The 15,618-nt window shown below is 64.7% G+C and carries 24 protein-coding genes; 5 read left to right on the top strand and 19 right to left on the bottom strand.

Annotated features, from left to right (window positions below; genetic code table 11):
• The coding region (locus HUK82_RS02470) for a helix-turn-helix domain-containing protein (RefSeq protein ID WP_176612450.1) at positions 1-236 on the bottom strand (236 nt) is incomplete at its 3' end.
• Between the two features lie 75 nt (positions 237-311).
• Here HUK82_RS02470 and pdxA point away from each other — a divergent pair.
• From pdxA to HUK82_RS02485, 3 genes are read left to right on the top strand one after another with little or no spacing between them, the layout of a single operon-like run.
• Positions 312-1,316 carry a 4-hydroxythreonine-4-phosphate dehydrogenase PdxA gene (pdxA, locus tag HUK82_RS02475; RefSeq protein WP_176612451.1) on the top strand — a complete coding sequence of 335 codons (1,005 nt, stop codon included), beginning with the start codon at positions 312-314 and terminating at the stop codon, positions 1,314-1,316.
• On the top strand, positions 1,313-1,993 hold the full coding sequence (locus HUK82_RS02480; RefSeq protein ID WP_012553954.1) for a type 1 periplasmic-binding domain-containing protein: 681 nt from the start codon (positions 1,313-1,315) through the stop codon (positions 1,991-1,993). The genes pdxA and HUK82_RS02480 overlap by 4 nt, the downstream gene beginning before the upstream one ends.
• A gap of 14 nt (positions 1,994-2,007) precedes the next feature.
• On the top strand, positions 2,008-2,370 hold the full coding sequence (locus tag HUK82_RS02485) for a cupin domain-containing protein (protein WP_012553955.1): 363 nt from the start codon (positions 2,008-2,010) through the stop codon (positions 2,368-2,370).
• 58 nt (positions 2,371-2,428) lie between these two features.
• Here HUK82_RS02485 and HUK82_RS02490 read toward each other — a convergent pair whose 3' ends face one another.
• The 10 genes from HUK82_RS02490 to HUK82_RS02535 all read right to left on the bottom strand — a co-directional run bounded on the left by HUK82_RS02490 (position 2,429) and on the right by HUK82_RS02535 (position 9,420).
• Complete coding sequence (locus tag HUK82_RS02490) at positions 2,429-4,183, bottom strand: relaxase/mobilization nuclease domain-containing protein (RefSeq protein ID WP_176612452.1); 1,755 nt, start codon at positions 4,181-4,183, stop codon at positions 2,429-2,431.
• 246 nt (positions 4,184-4,429) lie between these two features.
• Positions 4,430-5,131 carry a lytic transglycosylase domain-containing protein gene (locus HUK82_RS02495; protein ID WP_176612453.1) on the bottom strand — a complete coding sequence of 234 codons (702 nt, stop codon included), beginning with the start codon at positions 5,129-5,131 and terminating at the stop codon, positions 4,430-4,432.
• Complete coding sequence (locus HUK82_RS02500; RefSeq protein ID WP_176612454.1) at positions 5,118-5,456, bottom strand: DUF736 domain-containing protein; 339 nt, start codon at positions 5,454-5,456, stop codon at positions 5,118-5,120. The genes HUK82_RS02495 and HUK82_RS02500 overlap by 14 nt, the downstream gene beginning before the upstream one ends.
• 1 nt (position 5,457) lies before the next feature.
• The gene (locus HUK82_RS02505; protein ID WP_176612455.1) at positions 5,458-6,000 is read right to left on the bottom strand and encodes a S26 family signal peptidase; all 543 of its coding nucleotides are present in this window, start codon (positions 5,998-6,000) and stop codon (positions 5,458-5,460) included.
• Positions 5,997-6,461, bottom strand: coding sequence for a DUF2840 domain-containing protein (locus tag HUK82_RS02510; RefSeq protein ID WP_012222354.1), 465 nt, complete (start codon positions 6,459-6,461; stop codon positions 5,997-5,999). The genes HUK82_RS02505 and HUK82_RS02510 overlap by 4 nt, the downstream gene beginning before the upstream one ends.
• A complete protein-coding gene (locus tag HUK82_RS02515; protein ID WP_041249222.1) occupies positions 6,458-6,700 on the bottom strand; it encodes a ribbon-helix-helix protein in 243 nt (80 codons plus the stop codon). Before HUK82_RS02515 ends, HUK82_RS02510 begins: the two co-directional genes overlap by 4 nt.
• A complete protein-coding gene (locus HUK82_RS02520) occupies positions 6,697-7,440 on the bottom strand; it encodes a DNA-methyltransferase (RefSeq protein WP_012222353.1) in 744 nt (247 codons plus the stop codon). Before HUK82_RS02520 ends, HUK82_RS02515 begins: the two co-directional genes overlap by 4 nt.
• Complete coding sequence (gene parA / locus HUK82_RS02525) at positions 7,437-8,075, bottom strand: ParA family partition ATPase (protein ID WP_176612456.1); 639 nt, start codon at positions 8,073-8,075, stop codon at positions 7,437-7,439. The genes HUK82_RS02520 and parA overlap by 4 nt, the downstream gene beginning before the upstream one ends.
• Positions 8,072-9,127 carry a replication initiator protein A gene (locus HUK82_RS02530; protein ID WP_176612457.1) on the bottom strand — a complete coding sequence of 352 codons (1,056 nt, stop codon included), beginning with the start codon at positions 9,125-9,127 and terminating at the stop codon, positions 8,072-8,074. Before HUK82_RS02530 ends, parA begins: the two co-directional genes overlap by 4 nt.
• Positions 9,127-9,420, bottom strand: coding sequence for a helix-turn-helix transcriptional regulator (locus tag HUK82_RS02535; protein WP_012222350.1), 294 nt, complete (start codon positions 9,418-9,420; stop codon positions 9,127-9,129). Before HUK82_RS02535 ends, HUK82_RS02530 begins: the two co-directional genes overlap by 1 nt.
• Positions 9,421-9,557: 137 nt before the next feature.
• Here HUK82_RS02535 and HUK82_RS02540 point away from each other — a divergent pair, with 137 nt between their 5' ends.
• A complete protein-coding gene (locus HUK82_RS02540; RefSeq protein ID WP_176612458.1) occupies positions 9,558-10,406 on the top strand; it encodes an NYN domain-containing protein in 849 nt (282 codons plus the stop codon).
• Positions 10,407-10,494: 88 nt separating this feature from the next.
• On the opposite strand, the gene HUK82_RS02545 is transcribed toward HUK82_RS02540, so the two are convergent.
• The 7 genes from HUK82_RS02545 to HUK82_RS02575 all read right to left on the bottom strand — a co-directional run bounded on the left by HUK82_RS02545 (position 10,495) and on the right by HUK82_RS02575 (position 13,987).
• Entirely contained in the window at positions 10,495-11,010 is a 516-nt protein-coding gene (locus tag HUK82_RS02545; RefSeq protein ID WP_264802143.1) for a DUF2285 domain-containing protein, read from the bottom strand.
• Positions 10,961-11,260, bottom strand: a complete 300-nt coding sequence (locus tag HUK82_RS02550; RefSeq protein ID WP_246495749.1) for a transcriptional regulator domain-containing protein — start codon at positions 11,258-11,260, stop codon at positions 10,961-10,963. Before HUK82_RS02550 ends, HUK82_RS02545 begins: the two co-directional genes overlap by 50 nt.
• Positions 11,261-11,392: 132 nt before the next feature.
• Entirely contained in the window at positions 11,393-11,671 is a 279-nt protein-coding gene (locus HUK82_RS02555) for a DNA -binding domain-containing protein (RefSeq protein WP_176612459.1), read from the bottom strand.
• An 11-nt stretch (positions 11,672-11,682) separates the two neighbouring features.
• Entirely contained in the window at positions 11,683-11,967 is a 285-nt protein-coding gene (locus tag HUK82_RS02560; protein ID WP_176612460.1) for a helix-turn-helix domain-containing protein, read from the bottom strand.
• A 157-nt stretch (positions 11,968-12,124) separates the two neighbouring features.
• On the bottom strand, positions 12,125-12,277 hold the full coding sequence (locus tag HUK82_RS02565) for a hypothetical protein (protein ID WP_173363360.1): 153 nt from the start codon (positions 12,275-12,277) through the stop codon (positions 12,125-12,127).
• A 341-nt stretch (positions 12,278-12,618) separates the two neighbouring features.
• Entirely contained in the window at positions 12,619-12,945 is a 327-nt protein-coding gene (locus HUK82_RS02570; RefSeq protein WP_041249219.1) for a DUF736 domain-containing protein, read from the bottom strand.
• Between the two features lie 601 nt (positions 12,946-13,546).
• The gene (locus HUK82_RS02575; protein WP_176612461.1) at positions 13,547-13,987 is read right to left on the bottom strand and encodes a hypothetical protein; all 441 of its coding nucleotides are present in this window, start codon (positions 13,985-13,987) and stop codon (positions 13,547-13,549) included.
• A gap of 164 nt (positions 13,988-14,151) precedes the next feature.
• Between HUK82_RS02575 and HUK82_RS02580 the strand changes: the two genes are divergently transcribed.
• Complete coding sequence (locus tag HUK82_RS02580) at positions 14,152-14,361, top strand: hypothetical protein (protein ID WP_176612462.1); 210 nt, start codon at positions 14,152-14,154, stop codon at positions 14,359-14,361.
• A 9-nt stretch (positions 14,362-14,370) separates the two neighbouring features.
• Here HUK82_RS02580 and HUK82_RS02585 read toward each other — a convergent pair whose 3' ends face one another.
• The gene (locus tag HUK82_RS02585; protein ID WP_176612463.1) at positions 14,371-15,300 is read right to left on the bottom strand and encodes a DUF2493 domain-containing protein; all 930 of its coding nucleotides are present in this window, start codon (positions 15,298-15,300) and stop codon (positions 14,371-14,373) included.
• Positions 15,301-15,618 lie beyond the last annotated feature (318 nt).

Here is a 15,618-nt window from a genome sequence, read left to right on the forward strand (position 1 = left end):
CCCAGCGCGTCGGTCGCCGCTCGTGCAAGCCGCGCGCCATCCCGGGTCGGCCGCACGCCGCGCCCGTCCGGTTCCAGCAATGTCAGGTTCAATTCGGCGGCCAGCTTGGACACCCGGCGGCTGACCGCCCCATGCGTCAGGGCCAGTTCCACAGCAGCCGCCCGCACCGAGCCCAGGCGGACCACCGCCGCGAAGGCGCGCAGATCGTCCAACGACGGGATATCGGATCGCTTCATTGGTCAGTTTTTATCACCAAAATAGGTCAGTTCATATCGATTTTCCTCCGGCACCGTTCCGCTATTCTCACCATCATGACCGCACCATCCTCCTGCCACACCCGGCCGCTGGCCATCACGATGGGCGATCCCGCCGGGATCGGGCCGGAAATCGTGGCCCGGATGTTCCTGCGGCGACCGGCGCAACGGCGGTGGATCGTCGTCGGCGATCCGCTGGTGATGCGCCACGCACTGGCCGCACTTGATCCGGCGGCGCGCGTGCGCCGGATCCCAACATCGGCGGAAGCCCGGTTCGATGACGGGGAGCTGAATGTCCTGGTGTCATCAGAAGGCGTTTCCCTGCCGCCCATAGGCCGGATCAGCGCCGAAAGCGGCCGCGCCGCCTATGCGGCAATCATTGCCGCCATCCGGCTGGCAAAAACCGGTGCCGTCCGGGGCATCGTCACCGCGCCGATCCACAAGGAAGCCCTCGCCGCCGCCGGCCTGCGTTACCCCGGCCACACCGAAATCCTCGCCGAGCAGGCCGGTGGCGCAGGTGTCGCCATGATGCTGGCGAATGAGGACATCCGCGTCGTGCTGGTGACCACCCATTGCTCGCTGCGGGATGCGATCCGACGCGCCGATCAATCCGCGCAGATGGCGGCGATCCGCCTCGCCCACGCGGGCGCGCGGGCACTAGGCATCGAACGTCCGCGCGTAGCCGTGGCGGGTCTCAACCCCCATGCCGGGGAAGGCGGCCTGTTCGGCGGCGAGGAAGCCCTTATCATCGCGCCCGCCATCGCTCAGGCCCGGCGGGAGGGCATCGATGCATCCGGCCCCTGGCCCGGCGACACGGTGTTCATGCAGGCGCGCGAGAGGCGCTTCGACGTCGTGGTGGCGCAGTACCATGATCAGGGGCTGATCCCGGTGAAATATATGGGCCTGGCGCAGGGCGTGAACATCACGCTCGGCCTGCCCTTCGTGCGCACCAGTCCCGACCACGGTACCGCCTTCGATATCGCGGGACGCGGCGTCGCCGATCCGTCCAGCCTGGAGACGGCATTCGATTACGCCCTTCGCCTCACCGGAGCCGCGACATGATCCGACCCGATTTCATTTTCATGCTGACCCGCAACGACCGGACGGTGGAGAATGCGGCCGATCTGGTCGAAACCGCCCGAACCGCGGGGGTCCGCCATATCGGGTTCAAGGATATCGGCCTGCCGTTTCCGGCCCTCCAGGCGCTGGCGGCCACGATCCGGCAGGCCGGGGCGAAGATTTATCTGGAAGTCGTCTCGCTCGATCGCGAGAGCGAGCTGCGCTCGGTGCGGGCCGGCATCGCACTGGGTGTCGATTATCTGCTGGGCGGGACGCATGTCGATGACGTGTTGCCGCTGCTGGACGGCACGACGATCCGCTATTACCCTTTTCCCGGCCGAATCAGCGGTCATCCCAGCATCCTTGAGGGAACCGAAGCCGAAATCGTGCGCAGCGCCGTCGATCTTGCCTCTCGGCCCGGCGTGCATGGACTGGATCTGCTGGCCTATCGGTTCGCTGGGGACGTGCCGAACCTGATGCGACGGGTCTGCGAAGCCGTGGCGGACAAGCCCGTCATCGTCGCCGGCTCGCTCGACCGGACGGAACGGATTCGGGCCGCCGCGTCGGCAGGGGCCGCCGGTTTCACGGTCGGCACGGCGCTGCTCGACGGCGCGTTTCCGGCGCCGCCGGATCTTTCGGACCAGATCGCCCATGCCCAGACTATCCTGTCCCAGATCTGATGGAGAACCTTCTGATGGAAAAGATAAACCTGGCGCAGGCCTTTGCGACATTTTCCGATTACTGGAGCCCCCGCGTGGCGGGTGAGATCAACACCTCCCAAATCAAGCTAGCAAAATTCAAGGGCACGTTCGACTGGCACCATCACGAGCATGAGGATGAATTGTTCCTGGTCGTCTCCGGGATCTTGCGCATGCATTTCCGGGATCGCGACATCGACATCGAAGCCGGCGAATTCATCATCGTGCCACATGGGGTGGAGCATTGCCCCGAGGCCCTCGGCGATGAATGCCATGTTGTCCTCCTGGAGCCGAACACGACCCTCAACACGGGTAATGTGACCAACGACCGGACTGTGCCCACGCTATCCCGGATATAGCTGGGAAAGGGGCGGTCAGTAGTGTTCGGCCATCTTCGCGCATGCCCAATGCGACGACCTACAATCCGAGTCCACGCTTGCGGCCGAGATTCCAGTCGACACTGCCTCCCGGCGACATCGTGCCGCTAACATGGCGGCCGAGCTTCTGCTCCAGCGCCGGACGCCACGGCACGAGCTGGAAGCCCAGCCCGTCATCGACCATCGCGAAGCGGCCGGAGGACAGATCGACCCGCTGGCGATAGACCCCCGAGACGATCTCGCCCTCCCGCGCGGGCCGGTGCTCCAGCCCGGTCTGCGCCGCCAATCTGGCAACCGCCTGATCAAGATCGCGCTGACGCAGGGTGCCGATCAGATCAGGTGCGAACACCACCCGTTCGCCCTGCCGCCGGGCCAGCCCCTCGGACGCCAGATGGTCGATCCGCCGCGCCATCGCCGCGCGGACCTCCGCGCCGAAGCCCGCATTGGCCAGTGCCGGCTCTTTTGCGAGTAACTGGCGATCTAGCCAGGTTGCACCGGGTGCCGTCACCTGCTCGGCCAGCGTGAAGTCCGAGCGCGTCGCCAGTGACAGGCACTGCGTGCCTTTGGCATCCTCCCAACTCCGGGTCTCGACAATCGCACCGGTCCTGGCATCGCCGGTCAACTCCAGATCGGGGAAGCGGACATGATGCGTCCGCCCGTCGGTGCCGGCTATGACCACGTAGCCGGAGCCTTTCAGTTCGTCATCCAGCCCGCGCTCGACCAGCCGGCCAATGACGGGATCGGCCAGCGTCTCGCCGTGGATCGCGAAACCCGCGACATCGGGTTCCACCCCGCCGCCGACCATCGCGCGGTGCATGGTCTTGATGATGTCGCCCCGGATGGAAAGATCGCGCAGCGTCGCCTCCAGCCCCGGCTTGAGAGCCCAGCGCGCTACCCCGACTCGTTCGGCCAGGCCAAGCCCTTCCAGCTTGGTCGCCCGGCCAACCAGCAGGCGCCGCAGTTGCGGGTCTTCGGCACCCGCGCCCGGCCGCAGATCGACGATGCCGCCCCCTTGGTCGCTGATGTCCTGCAGCGCGCGATCGAGGCTGGTCCAGCGGTCGGCGCCGATCTCCCTCTCCAGGGCGGTGCGGATGTCCTGTTCGCTGCGCGGGCCCAGCTCCAGCGTCACCCGTTCGGCGGCGCGGTTGTGCATGCCCTGACTTATATAAGCGCGGCTGATCACCAGATCCTTGCCGTCATCGGCCACGCCGCGCACCAGGATGTGGACATGCGGGTTGTCGGTGTTCCAGTGGTCGACCCCGACCCAGTCCAGCTTGGTGCCCAGGTCGCGCTCCATGTCCTGCATCAGTTCACGCGCGAAACCCCGCAGATCCTCCATCCGCGCCGCGTCCTCGGGCGAGACGATGAAGCGGAAATGATGCCGGTCGTCGGAGCAGCGCTCCGCGAAGGCCTTGCTGTCCGCTTCGTCGGAACCGGCATCGAACAGATGGGCCCTGGCGCCGTCGCGGGTCACGCCCTCGCGCCTGAGATAGGCGATGTGCCGGGCGAGCGGCGCCGACCGGAAGCGCGTGCCCTGCTGACGAACAACGCGCGCCTTGACCACGACCCGACGGGCGTTGCCGCGCAGCCGCATGGATAGTGCTGCACGTCGGCCCCGCCCGAAACGGGAACCACCGCCGCCTCCCCTGCCCTTCGCGCCGAACCGGGTGCCGGTATGACCGGCCCTTTTCGCGGCACGCATGACCTCACCGACGAAGGACTTCGGTCGCGCGCCCTGGTTGCCATGCTGGATGCGTCCGGGCCGGACAGTCAGGCTGTCATCGCGCGTCGCCATGGCCCGCTCTCCGCTGCGATGTGCGCCTGACGGCGCCCGGATCGTTGAAAAGATTAGGGAAATTGTCCGAAGAGCCGCAGGCGCTGCATCGTGAGAGGACAAATTCCCCAATCAAACCAACCACATGCGGCCCCGAACGGGCGCTGCTTTTACCTTGCCGTCCTTCCTTCCGTTGCCTGCCTCCCCCCGGCACCCCATCCCCAAGGCACCCGTAGGCCGCCAGCGCCCGATGGACCGGAACGGGGGTCATCGACGTGCTTCCCCATGCCCTGAGGCGATGAACAGACCGGCCGATTGCGGGGCAAGCGCCGTCCAGTCAGTCGGGCGGGGACCGGATGAACGTGCCGGATCGTGCGGGCTTTCGACAGGCCGGGACGCCTCGCCCGTGCGCAGGAATGAGGCCGGAAAGAGGGAGGAAACCTGCCACAATGGTACAGCCGAAGCACTGACAGCGATGTCATCGGCAGGCGGAAGAGCCAGCTGCGCGCTGACCGATGCGACGTAATTCCGCGTCTCGACAGGAAGCGGCCGACCGGTCGCGAGATGTTCGTCATAGCGCGCGGGACCGGCATTATAGGCAGCAAGAAAACCGGCCTCGCCGTAGCGGTCCCGCATCCAGCGCAGATAGGTCGCCCCCGCCAGAATGTTGTCGTGCGGATCGAAGGGATCGTCGCCGAGGCCGAGCGACGTGTGCAGGCTGGCCCATGTTCCGGGCATCACCTGCATGAGCCCCATAGCACCCGCCGACGACACGGCATGCGCATCGCCCCTACTCTCGGCGTGCAGGACGGCAGCAATCCATGCGGCCGGAATCCGCGCGCGCGTGGCGGCTTCCGCGATCATGTCGGCGTAGGGATCAGCGGCCGCGACATGCCCCGGTATCGTCAATGAAACGACGGTCGGAAGCACGATACAGAGCAGACGGAGCGCCGCCTTACCGCCGGTCATCACGCTTCACCGGGCGGCTCCAGACCAGATGAAAGGCACGCCCCTGACGATCGGACTGGAACAGGTTGGCGCGGATCGGCTGCGCCAGCATGGGGTCATCGAGAACGAGCGAGAGATAGGTGCCCGCCTTCTCGCCGGTGCGTTTCCACCCCGCGCCGACCTCCGGTCCGGCATCGGCGTCACCAAGATGGATGCGATAGTCGGGCGCATGCTCGGCGTCCGACGATGTCGCCGGCACGATCGTCAGTTCAACGTCGAGGGCGAGCGTGCGCAGGCGACCGGCAAAGCCGTCAGCCGTGCGCGTGAAAGTACCGATCTGGGCCATGTCAGCCTCGTTTCTGGTTGGGGTTGAGAGACATCGGTGACGCCATGAGCCACAGTGGCTGGGCGCGGCCGAGCACTGCATCGACCGGCAGGACGCCGAAATAGCGGCCGTCGAGACTGGTCGGGACTGCCGGGTTCATGACGAAAATCTGCCCGGGCAGGACGTGCCGGCATCCCTGCCAGACCGGCAGCGGACGGCCGCGATGATCGCGGGCCAACGCATCGCCAAGCACCGTGCCATCGACCGAAACGACGGTGCCGATCCGGCAGACCAATTGCCCCGGCAGTGCCGCAACCGGCTTGAGCAGTGGCACACCGAGCGGCAGATAGCCGCCGTGCGCCAGCATCGTGGCAATGTCGGAGGGTGGCCGGATCGCGATCAGGTCGCCGACATGCAATGAGCGGGCCGATTGCAGGCGATACAGCCCGACCGGCGTGCTGGCGGTGGCATTCCAGATCAGGCGGGGCGCCGGATGGATCGCCAATGACGTGCCGGCACCGAGGACTGCGAAATACGTGGTGAAGAACCAGCCGAAGCGCGTCATGATACCGCCCTCCGGCGCAACCAGGCATCATGGCGGTCGCGCGTGTAGGGGCGTGGTGCCTGCCCGGCGAGCATCCGATTGTGCAGATGCCGCCAATGCTCGGGGGCCACGTCGACTGGGTCGATACCGGTCGCCTCGATGCGATCGATCACTTCGAGCACCAGCCGGACCTTCGGCCAGCCGCTCTGGCGCAGCAGGCTTTCACCACCAGGGCGCACGAACGGCACCGTCTGATACGGCTCGCCGGGACGGGTAACGCGCACGATGTCGATGCAGGACACCACCGTGCCGTAATCGTTCGCTGCCCAGCGCAGGAAGGCGAACACGGCGTCCGGAGGAAAGCTCAGTATCCGTCGGCGACGATCAAGAATCTGCTCATGGGCGACTGGACCAAAGCGGATCCAGTGCTCGATGCGCTTCTCGATCCAGGTCAGTTCGACATGAGCGAGGGTGTCGTTCATGGCACATCTCCAGAGGTATCGGGGAACTCGCGGGCCAGCAGCACGCGCAGCATGTCGGCGACCGTGATGCCGCGCTGGAACGCCGCGACCTTGAGGCGGGCGCGGAGCGCCGGCGTAACGTCGATGGTCAGCCGGGCGGTAAAACGGTTGGGGGTCGCAGGCTTCTCCGGCGCCCTGACCCAGCGCTCAGGATCGGCGGGACGCGCGGCGAAACCGGGCGGCGTGCGACGTTCCGTCATGGCGAAATTCCTTCACCGAGCGGCAGCACGGACGCGATACGGTCACGCGCCTTCTGCGCCATGACAGGATCGATCTCGCAGCCGACATAGCGCCGGCCAGCCAATCGGCAGGCGACACCGGCCGCACCCGATCCGGCGAACCAGTCACCCACCAGACCGCCCGGCGGGCAGCTCGTACGGATCAGGATCTCCAGCAGGGCCACCGGCTTCTCGGTGGGATGGATGGCGCGGCCATGCGCATTGCGGACCGGAATCACGGAACGCATCAGGCGCGGGCCGCCATCCTCGCTGACGTAATGGCCGGCATCGATCTGCCCCATATGCGGCGGCCGGTGTTTCCGCCGGACCGTGCGCGCCCGAGCGTCGGGCGTGGTCGGGACCGAGTTGTAAACGGCACGCCAGGGCGTATCGTCGCGATAGAACTGGACGAGCAATTCATGCACGCGGCGGAAACGGTCGGCATGGAAGCTGGAACCGTTCTGCTTCTCCCAGACCAGTTCCTGGGCATATTTCCAGCCCGCATTCCGGAATGCGGCGCTGGATGCAAGAAAGCTCCGCAGTGAACCGAACACCCAGAGCGAGCCACTCGGTTTCAGGGCGGCGAGCGCCTTGCCCGGCCAGTCCGGCACGCATCGGTCCCATGCGAGCGACGTATCGCCATAGGGGGGATCGACCAGGATCATGTCGTAGGGGCCGTGCCAGGGCATCAGGAGCGCGCTGTCGCCGGTCAGGAGGGTCATGGCACCAGTCCCCCGATCTCGGCCGTCAGGGCGGCGATTTCGCGGGCTGCGATCCCGTGCGGGCGCAGGTCGCAGACCAGGCGGCCGGTGCGCGCGGCGTCGGCGAAAGCAATCCGCTGGCCGATCCGCGCCGCTAGAGCGGCAGGCTCATGCCCCACCAGCGCGAGCCGCGTTTCGCGGGCAATGACCGTGCGTGCGGCGCAGCGGTTGAGTACGAAACGGGCCAGCAGGCCGGGACGGAAGAAGCGCGCGTCCTCCAGCAACCGCAGCATCTCGGCCGAGGCCCAGCCGTCGAATGGCGAGGGCTGGGCCGGAATCAGCACCAAGTCGGCAGCCAGCAGGGCGGAGCGCAGCAGTGCTGCCACCCGAGGCGGACCGTCGATGACGACGTGGTCCACCCCCTGCGCCAGTTCCGGCGCTTCGTGGTGGAGTGTGTCGCGTGCCAGCCCGATCACGCCGAACAGCCGGGGCAGTCCTTCCCGCGCGCGCTGCGCCGACCAGTCCAGCGCCGAGCCCTGCGGGTCGGCGTCGATGACCGTCACGCGCTGGCCTTCCCGAGCCCATTGGCCTGCGAGATGCAGCGCCAGCGTCGTCTTGCCGACGCCGCCCTTCTGGTTGAGGAAGGCCACGATCATGGCCCCTCTCCGGGGGTTTTCCACGGATCGGCAGGGGGGCCAACATTCTTAAAGTTAGACTCTTTTAAGTTAGATTCTAAGTTAAGGGTGTCATAACCGCTTGATTCGATGTCGTGATTCGGCGTTTTCCGCAAACGATAGCACGGATGCCGTGGCAGTGATGGCACGGATAAATCCACAACTGATAGCACGGATGAATTCACAAGTTGTCCACGGGTGCCTGTGGATAATTTGACAGGCGCGAAGGCCAGCGTGTCATTGCCATTGCGGTCAGGGCGCACCGACAGCCGATAGCCGGGAAAGGGCTGCCGCTTCGCCATCTCACGCAGTTCGAAGGCAAAGCGGCGATACGGGGAAAGGCTGGCGGATTTTTCGTAAAGATGACGCAGGCCGAAGGCCCAGCCCGCGCGCTGGCGACCGCCATGCTTGCGCACGATGCGATAAAGCCAGCGCTCCAGACCGCCTGTGAGGCCAAAGTAGGCCGGGTCAATGGTCAGCACGAGCGCGTCATCGAGAACCGCCTGGTAGAACCAGTCGGGCAGGATCAGTTCGATCACGCGGGTGCGCCCTTCCCGCGCGGTGTGCCGCTTCCATTCGTTGATCCAGGAAAAACGGTGCAGTTGCCCCTTCCCGGTCTGCCGGAGCGACGTCTTGATCGTGGTGGATTGCAGTCGATCGAACGCCGCTTCCAGCCGCTCATAATCCCGCGCGCTGTCGCCCCGGCCGATGAAGGTCAGGATCTCGCGCGGGCTGGCCACCATCAGGCGCGACGTGCGCCGACCGGCGTCGCGAGCGGCAACGAGATGGCTGGCGGCCCAGATCAGCACGTCGGCGTCCCAGATCGTGGCCATGCCATGTTCGGCTGACGCCTCGACCCGGATGGTGACGTCCGGGGTCCGGTAATCGATCGGGACCATACGAGGGGATTTGGCGAGGCTGAAGAATGGGAACGCCATCAGATCCTGCGCGTCACGAGGGGCGAAATCTCCCGCAATCGCATGGAAGAGTTCCAGTTGCTCGCGCTCGGAGCGCACTCTGCCCGTCGGGGACATCAGCGTCGGTTCCCGCGTGAAGTCGCCGGTGTCGGCGGGATCAGCGGGCTTTGCCGCGCGGCCGCCGACACCGTGCCGGCGGTGGTGTCAGAGGTATGGGCGCGTGCCCCGCTCTCGACCCAGGCCTGCAGTTCATCGACCCGATAGACCACGCGGCCACCGAGCTTCGAGTAGCGCGGGCCGGTGCCGTAGATCCGGTGTTTTTCCAGAGTGCGAATGGAAAGCCCGACGAAGCGCGAAGCGTCGGGCGTGCGCAGATAGCGCGGCGGCAGATCGCTGTAATTGGCGGACATGAGAAGGCTCCGTGATCGCTGTCTGGGGCCGCGGGACAAATGCGGCCAGCAGGGATCAGCGTGGCGGAGCGGGCATGTTCGGAACTAGGACCGATCTCACCACGGGGTGAGATCGGTTCTTGACAGGCAAAGGCGCTATGTCGACTCTCAATCTCGGCTCGCGCATCCAAACGGAAGGCAATTCTGTAACAATGCAAAAATCAGAAAAATTGGCATTCGAGATTGACCTGACCGAGGCGATGCACGGCAAGATTATCGTGGACGGTTATCACCTACGTAGCGGATATCACCGGTGCCACAAGGAATGGCCTAGCGCAGCTAAAGTAGGAAAGGTAATCGCCAGTATTTCCAGCGAGATAAGTTCATGGCTCCATAACAACACGCAGCATAGCCTGTTTTCTACGCAGACATCCTATTGCGATGCGATTCTGTCTGTTCCTGACGAAGTAAAAATCAAAAAATGGCAGAAGGAAAAGGAGATTGAGCGAAATTCACTTTTCAAAGAGCTAGATTGTAAAAATATTTCCACTGATCGGCGTACAGAACTTCTTCAAGCGCTGCCGCTCACAACCTTGGAATTCGATATTGAGCGCTATATTCAGGCGCGCACAATTTTTCTTAAAGAATCGTCTAACGAATTTGAAATAGAAAAAATTCTAAACCTTGAGATTAAAGACGGAGACTGGATACGCCTCCCACCACGCCAAACCAATGTTGATACGCAGATCGCAACTGAAATGATGGCGTGTTTGAACGATGGTTTTCCTTGCCATTTTATCGTTCTGGTATCGAACGACGGGGGCTTTTCTTACACGATGAAAAAGATGCGCGAATGCGAATTTAATGGACTCATTCTCAATGTTAAATTCGGACAAAGTAACCGTGAATATGGTTACTATTCCACAGCATTAAGAGACGAAGCAGACAAAAGTTTTTATTTCGACACGAACAACTCCCTTACGGAAGTAAGCAAAAAACCTTCATAAAATCGACACTTATTCCCATGTCGGAAACACCCCAATTGACACGGCTAACCGCATTTGCCCGGAATTGAAGTAAGTGTTCCGGGGCACTTCATCGCCCCCGAAACGGATGCAGCAGGAGGCGTCTATAGCCACCCGCGGTCAGCCGCCGCGCGAAACGCACCAGCCGTTTCATGCGGAAATGCAGATCGTGCGAGAGCCAGTCCCGTGCGGAAACCTTCTGACCGAAAAGGACGAACGCGATCTCATGCTGCGTCGCCCCGGCGTCCAACCCATCGAGCGTACGGAGCGCCAGGATCAGCCGAGTGACCCGATCTGGCGACAGGGTCGCGGGATCGGGTCCGGAGCGCCGGCCCACCAGCGCGCGCCAGAGCCGCAACGCGGCCTGGACGCGCACCTCAAACAGGGCGTCGAGCGGCAGGACGACGGAGAGGGCTTCGATCCCCGACGTCACCAGATGCAGGCGCAGAACGACGCCTGGGCGCTCGAGCAGGAGTTCACCAACCTGGCCCGCCGGCAATCCGATAAAAACAGAGGTGAACGGCGGGTGATCCGGCTCAGCCAGACCGGTCGGCGCTTCCATCAGCGCGATCACGCTCGGCAGCACCGCGGCACTCCACAAGGCAGTACGCGGGTTCAGCGCAGTGCGCACACTTTCGAAATCGCAACCCCCAGCGCCGGGCGAAGGCCTCGGCATCCGGCTGCATCAGGGCACCCCGGCGCAACGCGCGCTGAAGAGTGGCACGCTCACGGATAAAGTCCCGATTGCGACTGACAAACTGCAAGGCAAAGGCAGGGGCGTCGAGCGACCGCAGGCCCTCGTACGCGCCCGCCGACCGCCAGTTGGCGCGGCTCATGGCGTCGTCTCCGATGCGTAACGGGTGGGAACAGGGCAAGCACTTGCTGGCGAGAGTATGCCAGACCATCCCGCTGCCCGCTACGCCCCGGTCCTGCAACAGGTCTTGCGGATCACGCAACGATCCAGGGTGTCAGTGGGGCGCGCCGCCGCGCAGCAGATGCTGGTAGCCATGCTCGGTCATCCAGTGCGCCCGCGCCAGATGGCTGTGCCAGCAGCGGTGGACACCCTCGGGATCGGCCGCCGGGTCGCGGTGGAGCACGATCCGGGCGAGCTCGCGCCAGTCGGCACCGTCGGCCTCGGCGTCCAGCAGACGCAGATAGGTGATGAGGTGCTGTTCGTCGTAGCCGGTGAGACAGGACGCTTCCGGGGCGCTGTCGGCGACGGGCGGGTCGAGCGGGGGCTTCTGCATGGTGGGGCCAATCAGGTCGGAGAACGAACGCGACGCACCCTAGCCTGCCGCGCTTCATTACCGGAAGTCTCGTGAAGAAACATGACGCCGCGTCCTTGTCCGGACTCGATGAACAGGATGCCCGCCGCCTCCAGCGCACGGCGGACCTGGTCGGTCGTGCCCTCATGGACGCCGAGACCGCGTTCGGATTCAAGGCGCTTCAGCGCGGTCAGTGCTACGAGGGCTTTTTCAGCGAGCATCTCCTGTGTCCAGTTCAGAAGTGCCCGTGCCGCCCTAACCTGTCGGCCAGTGATCATCCATGATCACATCCGACACGCGGAGCATGCACACCAGAAATACGACTATAATAGTCGTGTTAGAGAGATTCAACATCGTTCTTTCAGGATGATGGCCAAGTGGAACCGGCGTCTGGATGTCCGAAGGTACGGGCGACCATACGAAAAGCCCCCCGTTCTATGCGGGGGGTGTCTCATCGTAGCGGTCCGCCGCGAATTGCGCGCATGCCTGCTTCAGTTCGCGCTCGATCTGTGCCCGCTCGCGGCGGCTGAGTGCGTAGCTGGTGAGTTCGGCGCGCAGCATCTGGATCTGGTCGTGTAGCGTGGTCATCGTCCTGCTCCTTTCGTTTCTCGAAGACAGGCCGTTGCCTCATGCACGCGTGAACCGGGTCAGGGATCGCCGCCGGCGACCGCGCCAGCGGCGCGCGGGGGAGCCGATTTTGTCTGGTGTGCTCGCAGGGGCGCCGGGCAAAATTGGGGGGACCGCGCGTCCTTGAGGCGGTTCACGCCGGGCATGGTACAATGGGAAGACTGAGGGAAGCCCTATTCCCGTTTCTTGCCCGCACACCGGCGGATCGGGCACGGCGCAACCGTTGCGGGCCCGCCCGCCAGTTCCCGATCGGTCATGCGAAGGCCCCGCCCGGACCGGCCGGGCGGGGGATCGCTGGCACTTCAGTCGCCGTTGCGGCGACCGTTGGGGCGGGACCAGATCAGGCTGTAGGTCTCGCCGTCCTCGTCGTTGAAGAGATTGGCGAAGATCGGGGCGTTGAAGCTCGGATCATCCAGCTTGAGGCCCAGATAGCTGCGTCCCTCGTTGGACTGCTTGGACCAGGCCGCCCCGATCTCGGCCCTGTTGACGAACACCCTGTGGCTGGGGGCGTTCTCGCTCTGGCGTCCGGTGTCGGGAACGATACGGACATTGCGGACCTGAACCGAGAGGGTGACGATTTCGCCGACATATTCGTTGCCGGTCTTCCTGAAGGTGCCGATGGTGGCCATGATACTGCTCCGTGATCTCTGTTATCGAGCCCGCACCATTGCGGCCTCGATGGCGATCGGACAGACGGAGGCGACCGGCGGCGCATCCCACAGGGACCGAAGCGCAACGGAGGACGGCGGGACGGAATTTTCTTGGTGCGCGAGGAATGACGGCGCAGCCGGCAGGGGAGGAAAATTATGGCCCGCTGTTGCGCCATAGCCGATCGAGGCGAAGCCGCCCTCCGGCTAGATCAGCCATTTTCAGAGGCCGTATGCGTGCGCGGCCCGACAGAGCGCACGTCACGGAGGACATGATGCCCCCTCGGCGTGCAGGATCCGGCAGGGAAAAAGCCAGGCATCGTCACCGGGCCGTTCCGGCCATGACCATGACCCGTTCTCGTGGGCGCGTGCCCTGCGGGCACACTGCGTCGGCCACTGTTTTTGTCAACGCGCGCAGAACAGGAAAATGGTCCTGAGCCGGCAGCCCCGCGAGAGGGACCATCAGGGGCGGATGCACGTTGCGCCAGACTTTATCGCCACACCCCGCCTTTCTCATGACGAAAGGACGCGCATCTCCACGAAGTGCCTGATCCAGGCCTGCCTCCGGTTGCCGCGCAGGCCGTCAGACCCGCGCGATGCTTCCGTCGGCTGGTCCGGGTGGGGCCATGCCGGTAAAGCGGACGACCGCCGTGATGCCGACCGCAATCGCGCCGATCACCGAAAAGAAGAGCTGCCAGACGGCGGACGGCATCATCATCTGGGCAAGGCCGTGCGTGGCGCTAAAGCCGGCGATGATGGCGGGCACCGTATAGAGCAGGACGATCAGTCCTCGCAGCCAGATCCATGGCGCGCAGGCGAGTGCAATCTGGCCGAGCGTGAAAGTCGCAATGCCCGCCATGACGCCCACGATCAGGGCGCCGATCACGCCGGCACCGGTATGAAACGCCCAGAGCCCGGCATACAGGCCGCCGGCAAACGGCAAGGCGAAGACCGCGAGCGTGAACATGAGCCAGCAGAAAAATCCGATGCCGGCGACGATCAGGAACGGTGCGAAGATCACCATGGTGGCGGCTCCCGTGAAGATGACATGATCTGACGGTCGCGCCTGCCACCACCACCACGGCGCAACCCGCATCATAGCGAAAACGATGTGTCGACGGAACGAGAATCGTACTGGCGTCCGGCACGCGGACGTGCATCGTTATCGTCTCTCAGGGAGAAGACGTCATGGCGGAAATCACGGGGCGCGAACTGCATCTGGTCAAAAAGGCGCTCGCCATAGCGGTGCTGGCGATCGAACGGCAACCAGGGCCGTTTCAATCCTATTCGGACATGCAGGACATGAAGGGCCTGCTCGACCTTCTGGTGCCCGGCGATACCGAACTGGCCTTCTATGCCCGTTCCGCGCGGATCGCGGTCACGGGCAATCCGGGCTAAAGACGGCGCTCACGCGCCGCCGCCGAACCGCAGGACCGGGATACCGAGGCGCTTCGCCTTATCGGCCAGGTTCTCCTGAATGCCGGTTCCGGGAAAGACGATGACGCCGATTGGCATGGTGTCGAGCAGCGCATCGTTGCGGCGGAAGGGCGCTGCCTTGGCATGCTTCGTCCAGTCCGGCTTGAAGGCGATCTGCACGATCTCGCGGTGATCGGCCCAGCGTGAGGCGATGAATTCGGCGCCTTTGGGCGAGCCGCCGTGCAACAGCACCATGTCGGGATGCTTGGCCCGGACCTTGTCGAGCCGATCCCAGATCAGGATATGATCGTCGAAATCGAGACCGCCGGTCACGACCACCTTGGGGCCGGGCGGGACCAGTAATTCGCCCTCGGCGCGGCGTCGGGCATTCAGGAAATCGCGGCTGTCGATCATGGAGGCCGTCATGGTCCGGCGTGAGACCAGCGAGCCGGCCTTCGGACGCCACGCGCTCAGGGTCAGGCGTTCGAACTGCTCCTGCGCCTCGTCGCGGAAGATTTCGTAGGCGTTGCGGCGCTCGATCAGGGTCAGCCCTTCGGCGATCAGCCGCTCCAGTTCCACCGAGCGGATCTCGCTGCCGTCCTGCTCCTGCTGACTGCGTTTTTGCGCCACCTCGTTGCGGTCAAGCTCGCGTTCGACCTGGCCGACCATGCGATGGAAGATGTTGACCGTGGACCAGAGCAGGGTTTCGAGGTCGGGTTCCAGCCGTGTGTCGGTCAGGGTCGCGGCAATGGCGTCGAAGATGTCGGCCACAGCACCCCCGATGCGCGGCGCTTCGGGCAGCGGCCTCGGGTCCGGCTCGTCCTCGAAGGGACGGTAGCCATACATCTGGAGTTCCGCCAGCACATGGGCGGTCGGGGATGCGGCATGGTCGGGTTCGAAGTCGTCTGTCACGTGGGTCATGGGGCTGTCCTCCGGGATACCGGCCGCGCCCTTCGCGACCTTTCCGGGGGCGGATAGCGGCAGACCAGGGACGGGCCGGAACCGCGCGCTCGCGCGCGGCCGCAGCGCAGCGAAGGATGGCAGGGGCGCCAGCTATTTTGCCTCGCGATGTAAAGCGCCCCCCCCCCCAAGGGGCGCGACGGAAAATAGCCGGCCCCCGCCATTGAAGGCCCGGCCCGGCTGACGCCCGCTCCCCTCCAGAAAGGCCGGGGCGCGGACCTGTCGCACGGGAGGCCGAACAGACCCGCCGAAAGAAGAACGGAACCGCCCGCCCCTCTT

The organism is Ameyamaea chiangmaiensis (genome assembly GCF_013376175.1).
In the GTDB taxonomy this organism is placed as follows: Bacteria; Pseudomonadota; Alphaproteobacteria; order Acetobacterales; family Acetobacteraceae; genus Ameyamaea; species Ameyamaea chiangmaiensis.

Excerpts from the sequence above, each read along its gene's own strand:
- pdxA (WP_176612451.1), top strand. The coding sequence starts at position 312 with ATGACCGCACCATCCTCCTGCCACACCCGGCCGCTGGCCATCACGATG.
- HUK82_RS02480 (WP_012553954.1), top strand. The coding sequence starts at position 1,313 with ATGATCCGACCCGATTTCATTTTCATGCTGACCCGCAACGACCGGACG.
- HUK82_RS02485 (WP_012553955.1), top strand. The coding sequence starts at position 2,008 with ATGGAAAAGATAAACCTGGCGCAGGCCTTTGCGACATTTTCCGATTAC.
- HUK82_RS02490 (WP_176612452.1), bottom strand. The coding sequence starts at position 4,183 with ATGGCGACGCGCGATGACAGCCTGACTGTCCGGCCCGGACGCATCCAG.
- HUK82_RS02495 (WP_176612453.1), bottom strand. The coding sequence starts at position 5,131 with ATGACCGGCGGTAAGGCGGCGCTCCGTCTGCTCTGTATCGTGCTTCCG.
- HUK82_RS02500 (WP_176612454.1), bottom strand. The coding sequence starts at position 5,456 with ATGGCCCAGATCGGTACTTTCACGCGCACGGCTGACGGCTTTGCCGGT.
- HUK82_RS02505 (WP_176612455.1), bottom strand. The coding sequence starts at position 6,000 with ATGACGCGCTTCGGCTGGTTCTTCACCACGTATTTCGCAGTCCTCGGT.
- HUK82_RS02510 (WP_012222354.1), bottom strand. The coding sequence starts at position 6,461 with ATGAACGACACCCTCGCTCATGTCGAACTGACCTGGATCGAGAAGCGC.
- HUK82_RS02515 (WP_041249222.1), bottom strand. The coding sequence starts at position 6,700 with ATGACGGAACGTCGCACGCCGCCCGGTTTCGCCGCGCGTCCCGCCGAT.
- HUK82_RS02520 (WP_012222353.1), bottom strand. The coding sequence starts at position 7,440 with ATGACCCTCCTGACCGGCGACAGCGCGCTCCTGATGCCCTGGCACGGC.
- parA (WP_176612456.1), bottom strand. The coding sequence starts at position 8,075 with ATGATCGTGGCCTTCCTCAACCAGAAGGGCGGCGTCGGCAAGACGACG.
- HUK82_RS02530 (WP_176612457.1), bottom strand. The coding sequence starts at position 9,127 with ATGTCCCCGACGGGCAGAGTGCGCTCCGAGCGCGAGCAACTGGAACTC.
- HUK82_RS02535 (WP_012222350.1), bottom strand. The coding sequence starts at position 9,420 with ATGTCCGCCAATTACAGCGATCTGCCGCCGCGCTATCTGCGCACGCCC.
- HUK82_RS02540 (WP_176612458.1), top strand. The coding sequence starts at position 9,558 with ATGTCGACTCTCAATCTCGGCTCGCGCATCCAAACGGAAGGCAATTCT.
- HUK82_RS02550 (WP_246495749.1), bottom strand. The coding sequence starts at position 11,260 with ATGAGCCGCGCCAACTGGCGGTCGGCGGGCGCGTACGAGGGCCTGCGG.
- HUK82_RS02555 (WP_176612459.1), bottom strand. The coding sequence starts at position 11,671 with ATGCAGAAGCCCCCGCTCGACCCGCCCGTCGCCGACAGCGCCCCGGAA.
- HUK82_RS02560 (WP_176612460.1), bottom strand. The coding sequence starts at position 11,967 with ATGATCACTGGCCGACAGGTTAGGGCGGCACGGGCACTTCTGAACTGG.
- HUK82_RS02565 (WP_173363360.1), bottom strand. The coding sequence starts at position 12,277 with ATGACCACGCTACACGACCAGATCCAGATGCTGCGCGCCGAACTCACC.
- HUK82_RS02570 (WP_041249219.1), bottom strand. The coding sequence starts at position 12,945 with ATGGCCACCATCGGCACCTTCAGGAAGACCGGCAACGAATATGTCGGC.
- HUK82_RS02575 (WP_176612461.1), bottom strand. The coding sequence starts at position 13,987 with ATGGTGATCTTCGCACCGTTCCTGATCGTCGCCGGCATCGGATTTTTC.
- HUK82_RS02580 (WP_176612462.1), top strand. The coding sequence starts at position 14,152 with ATGGCGGAAATCACGGGGCGCGAACTGCATCTGGTCAAAAAGGCGCTC.
- HUK82_RS02585 (WP_176612463.1), bottom strand. The coding sequence starts at position 15,300 with ATGACCCACGTGACAGACGACTTCGAACCCGACCATGCCGCATCCCCG.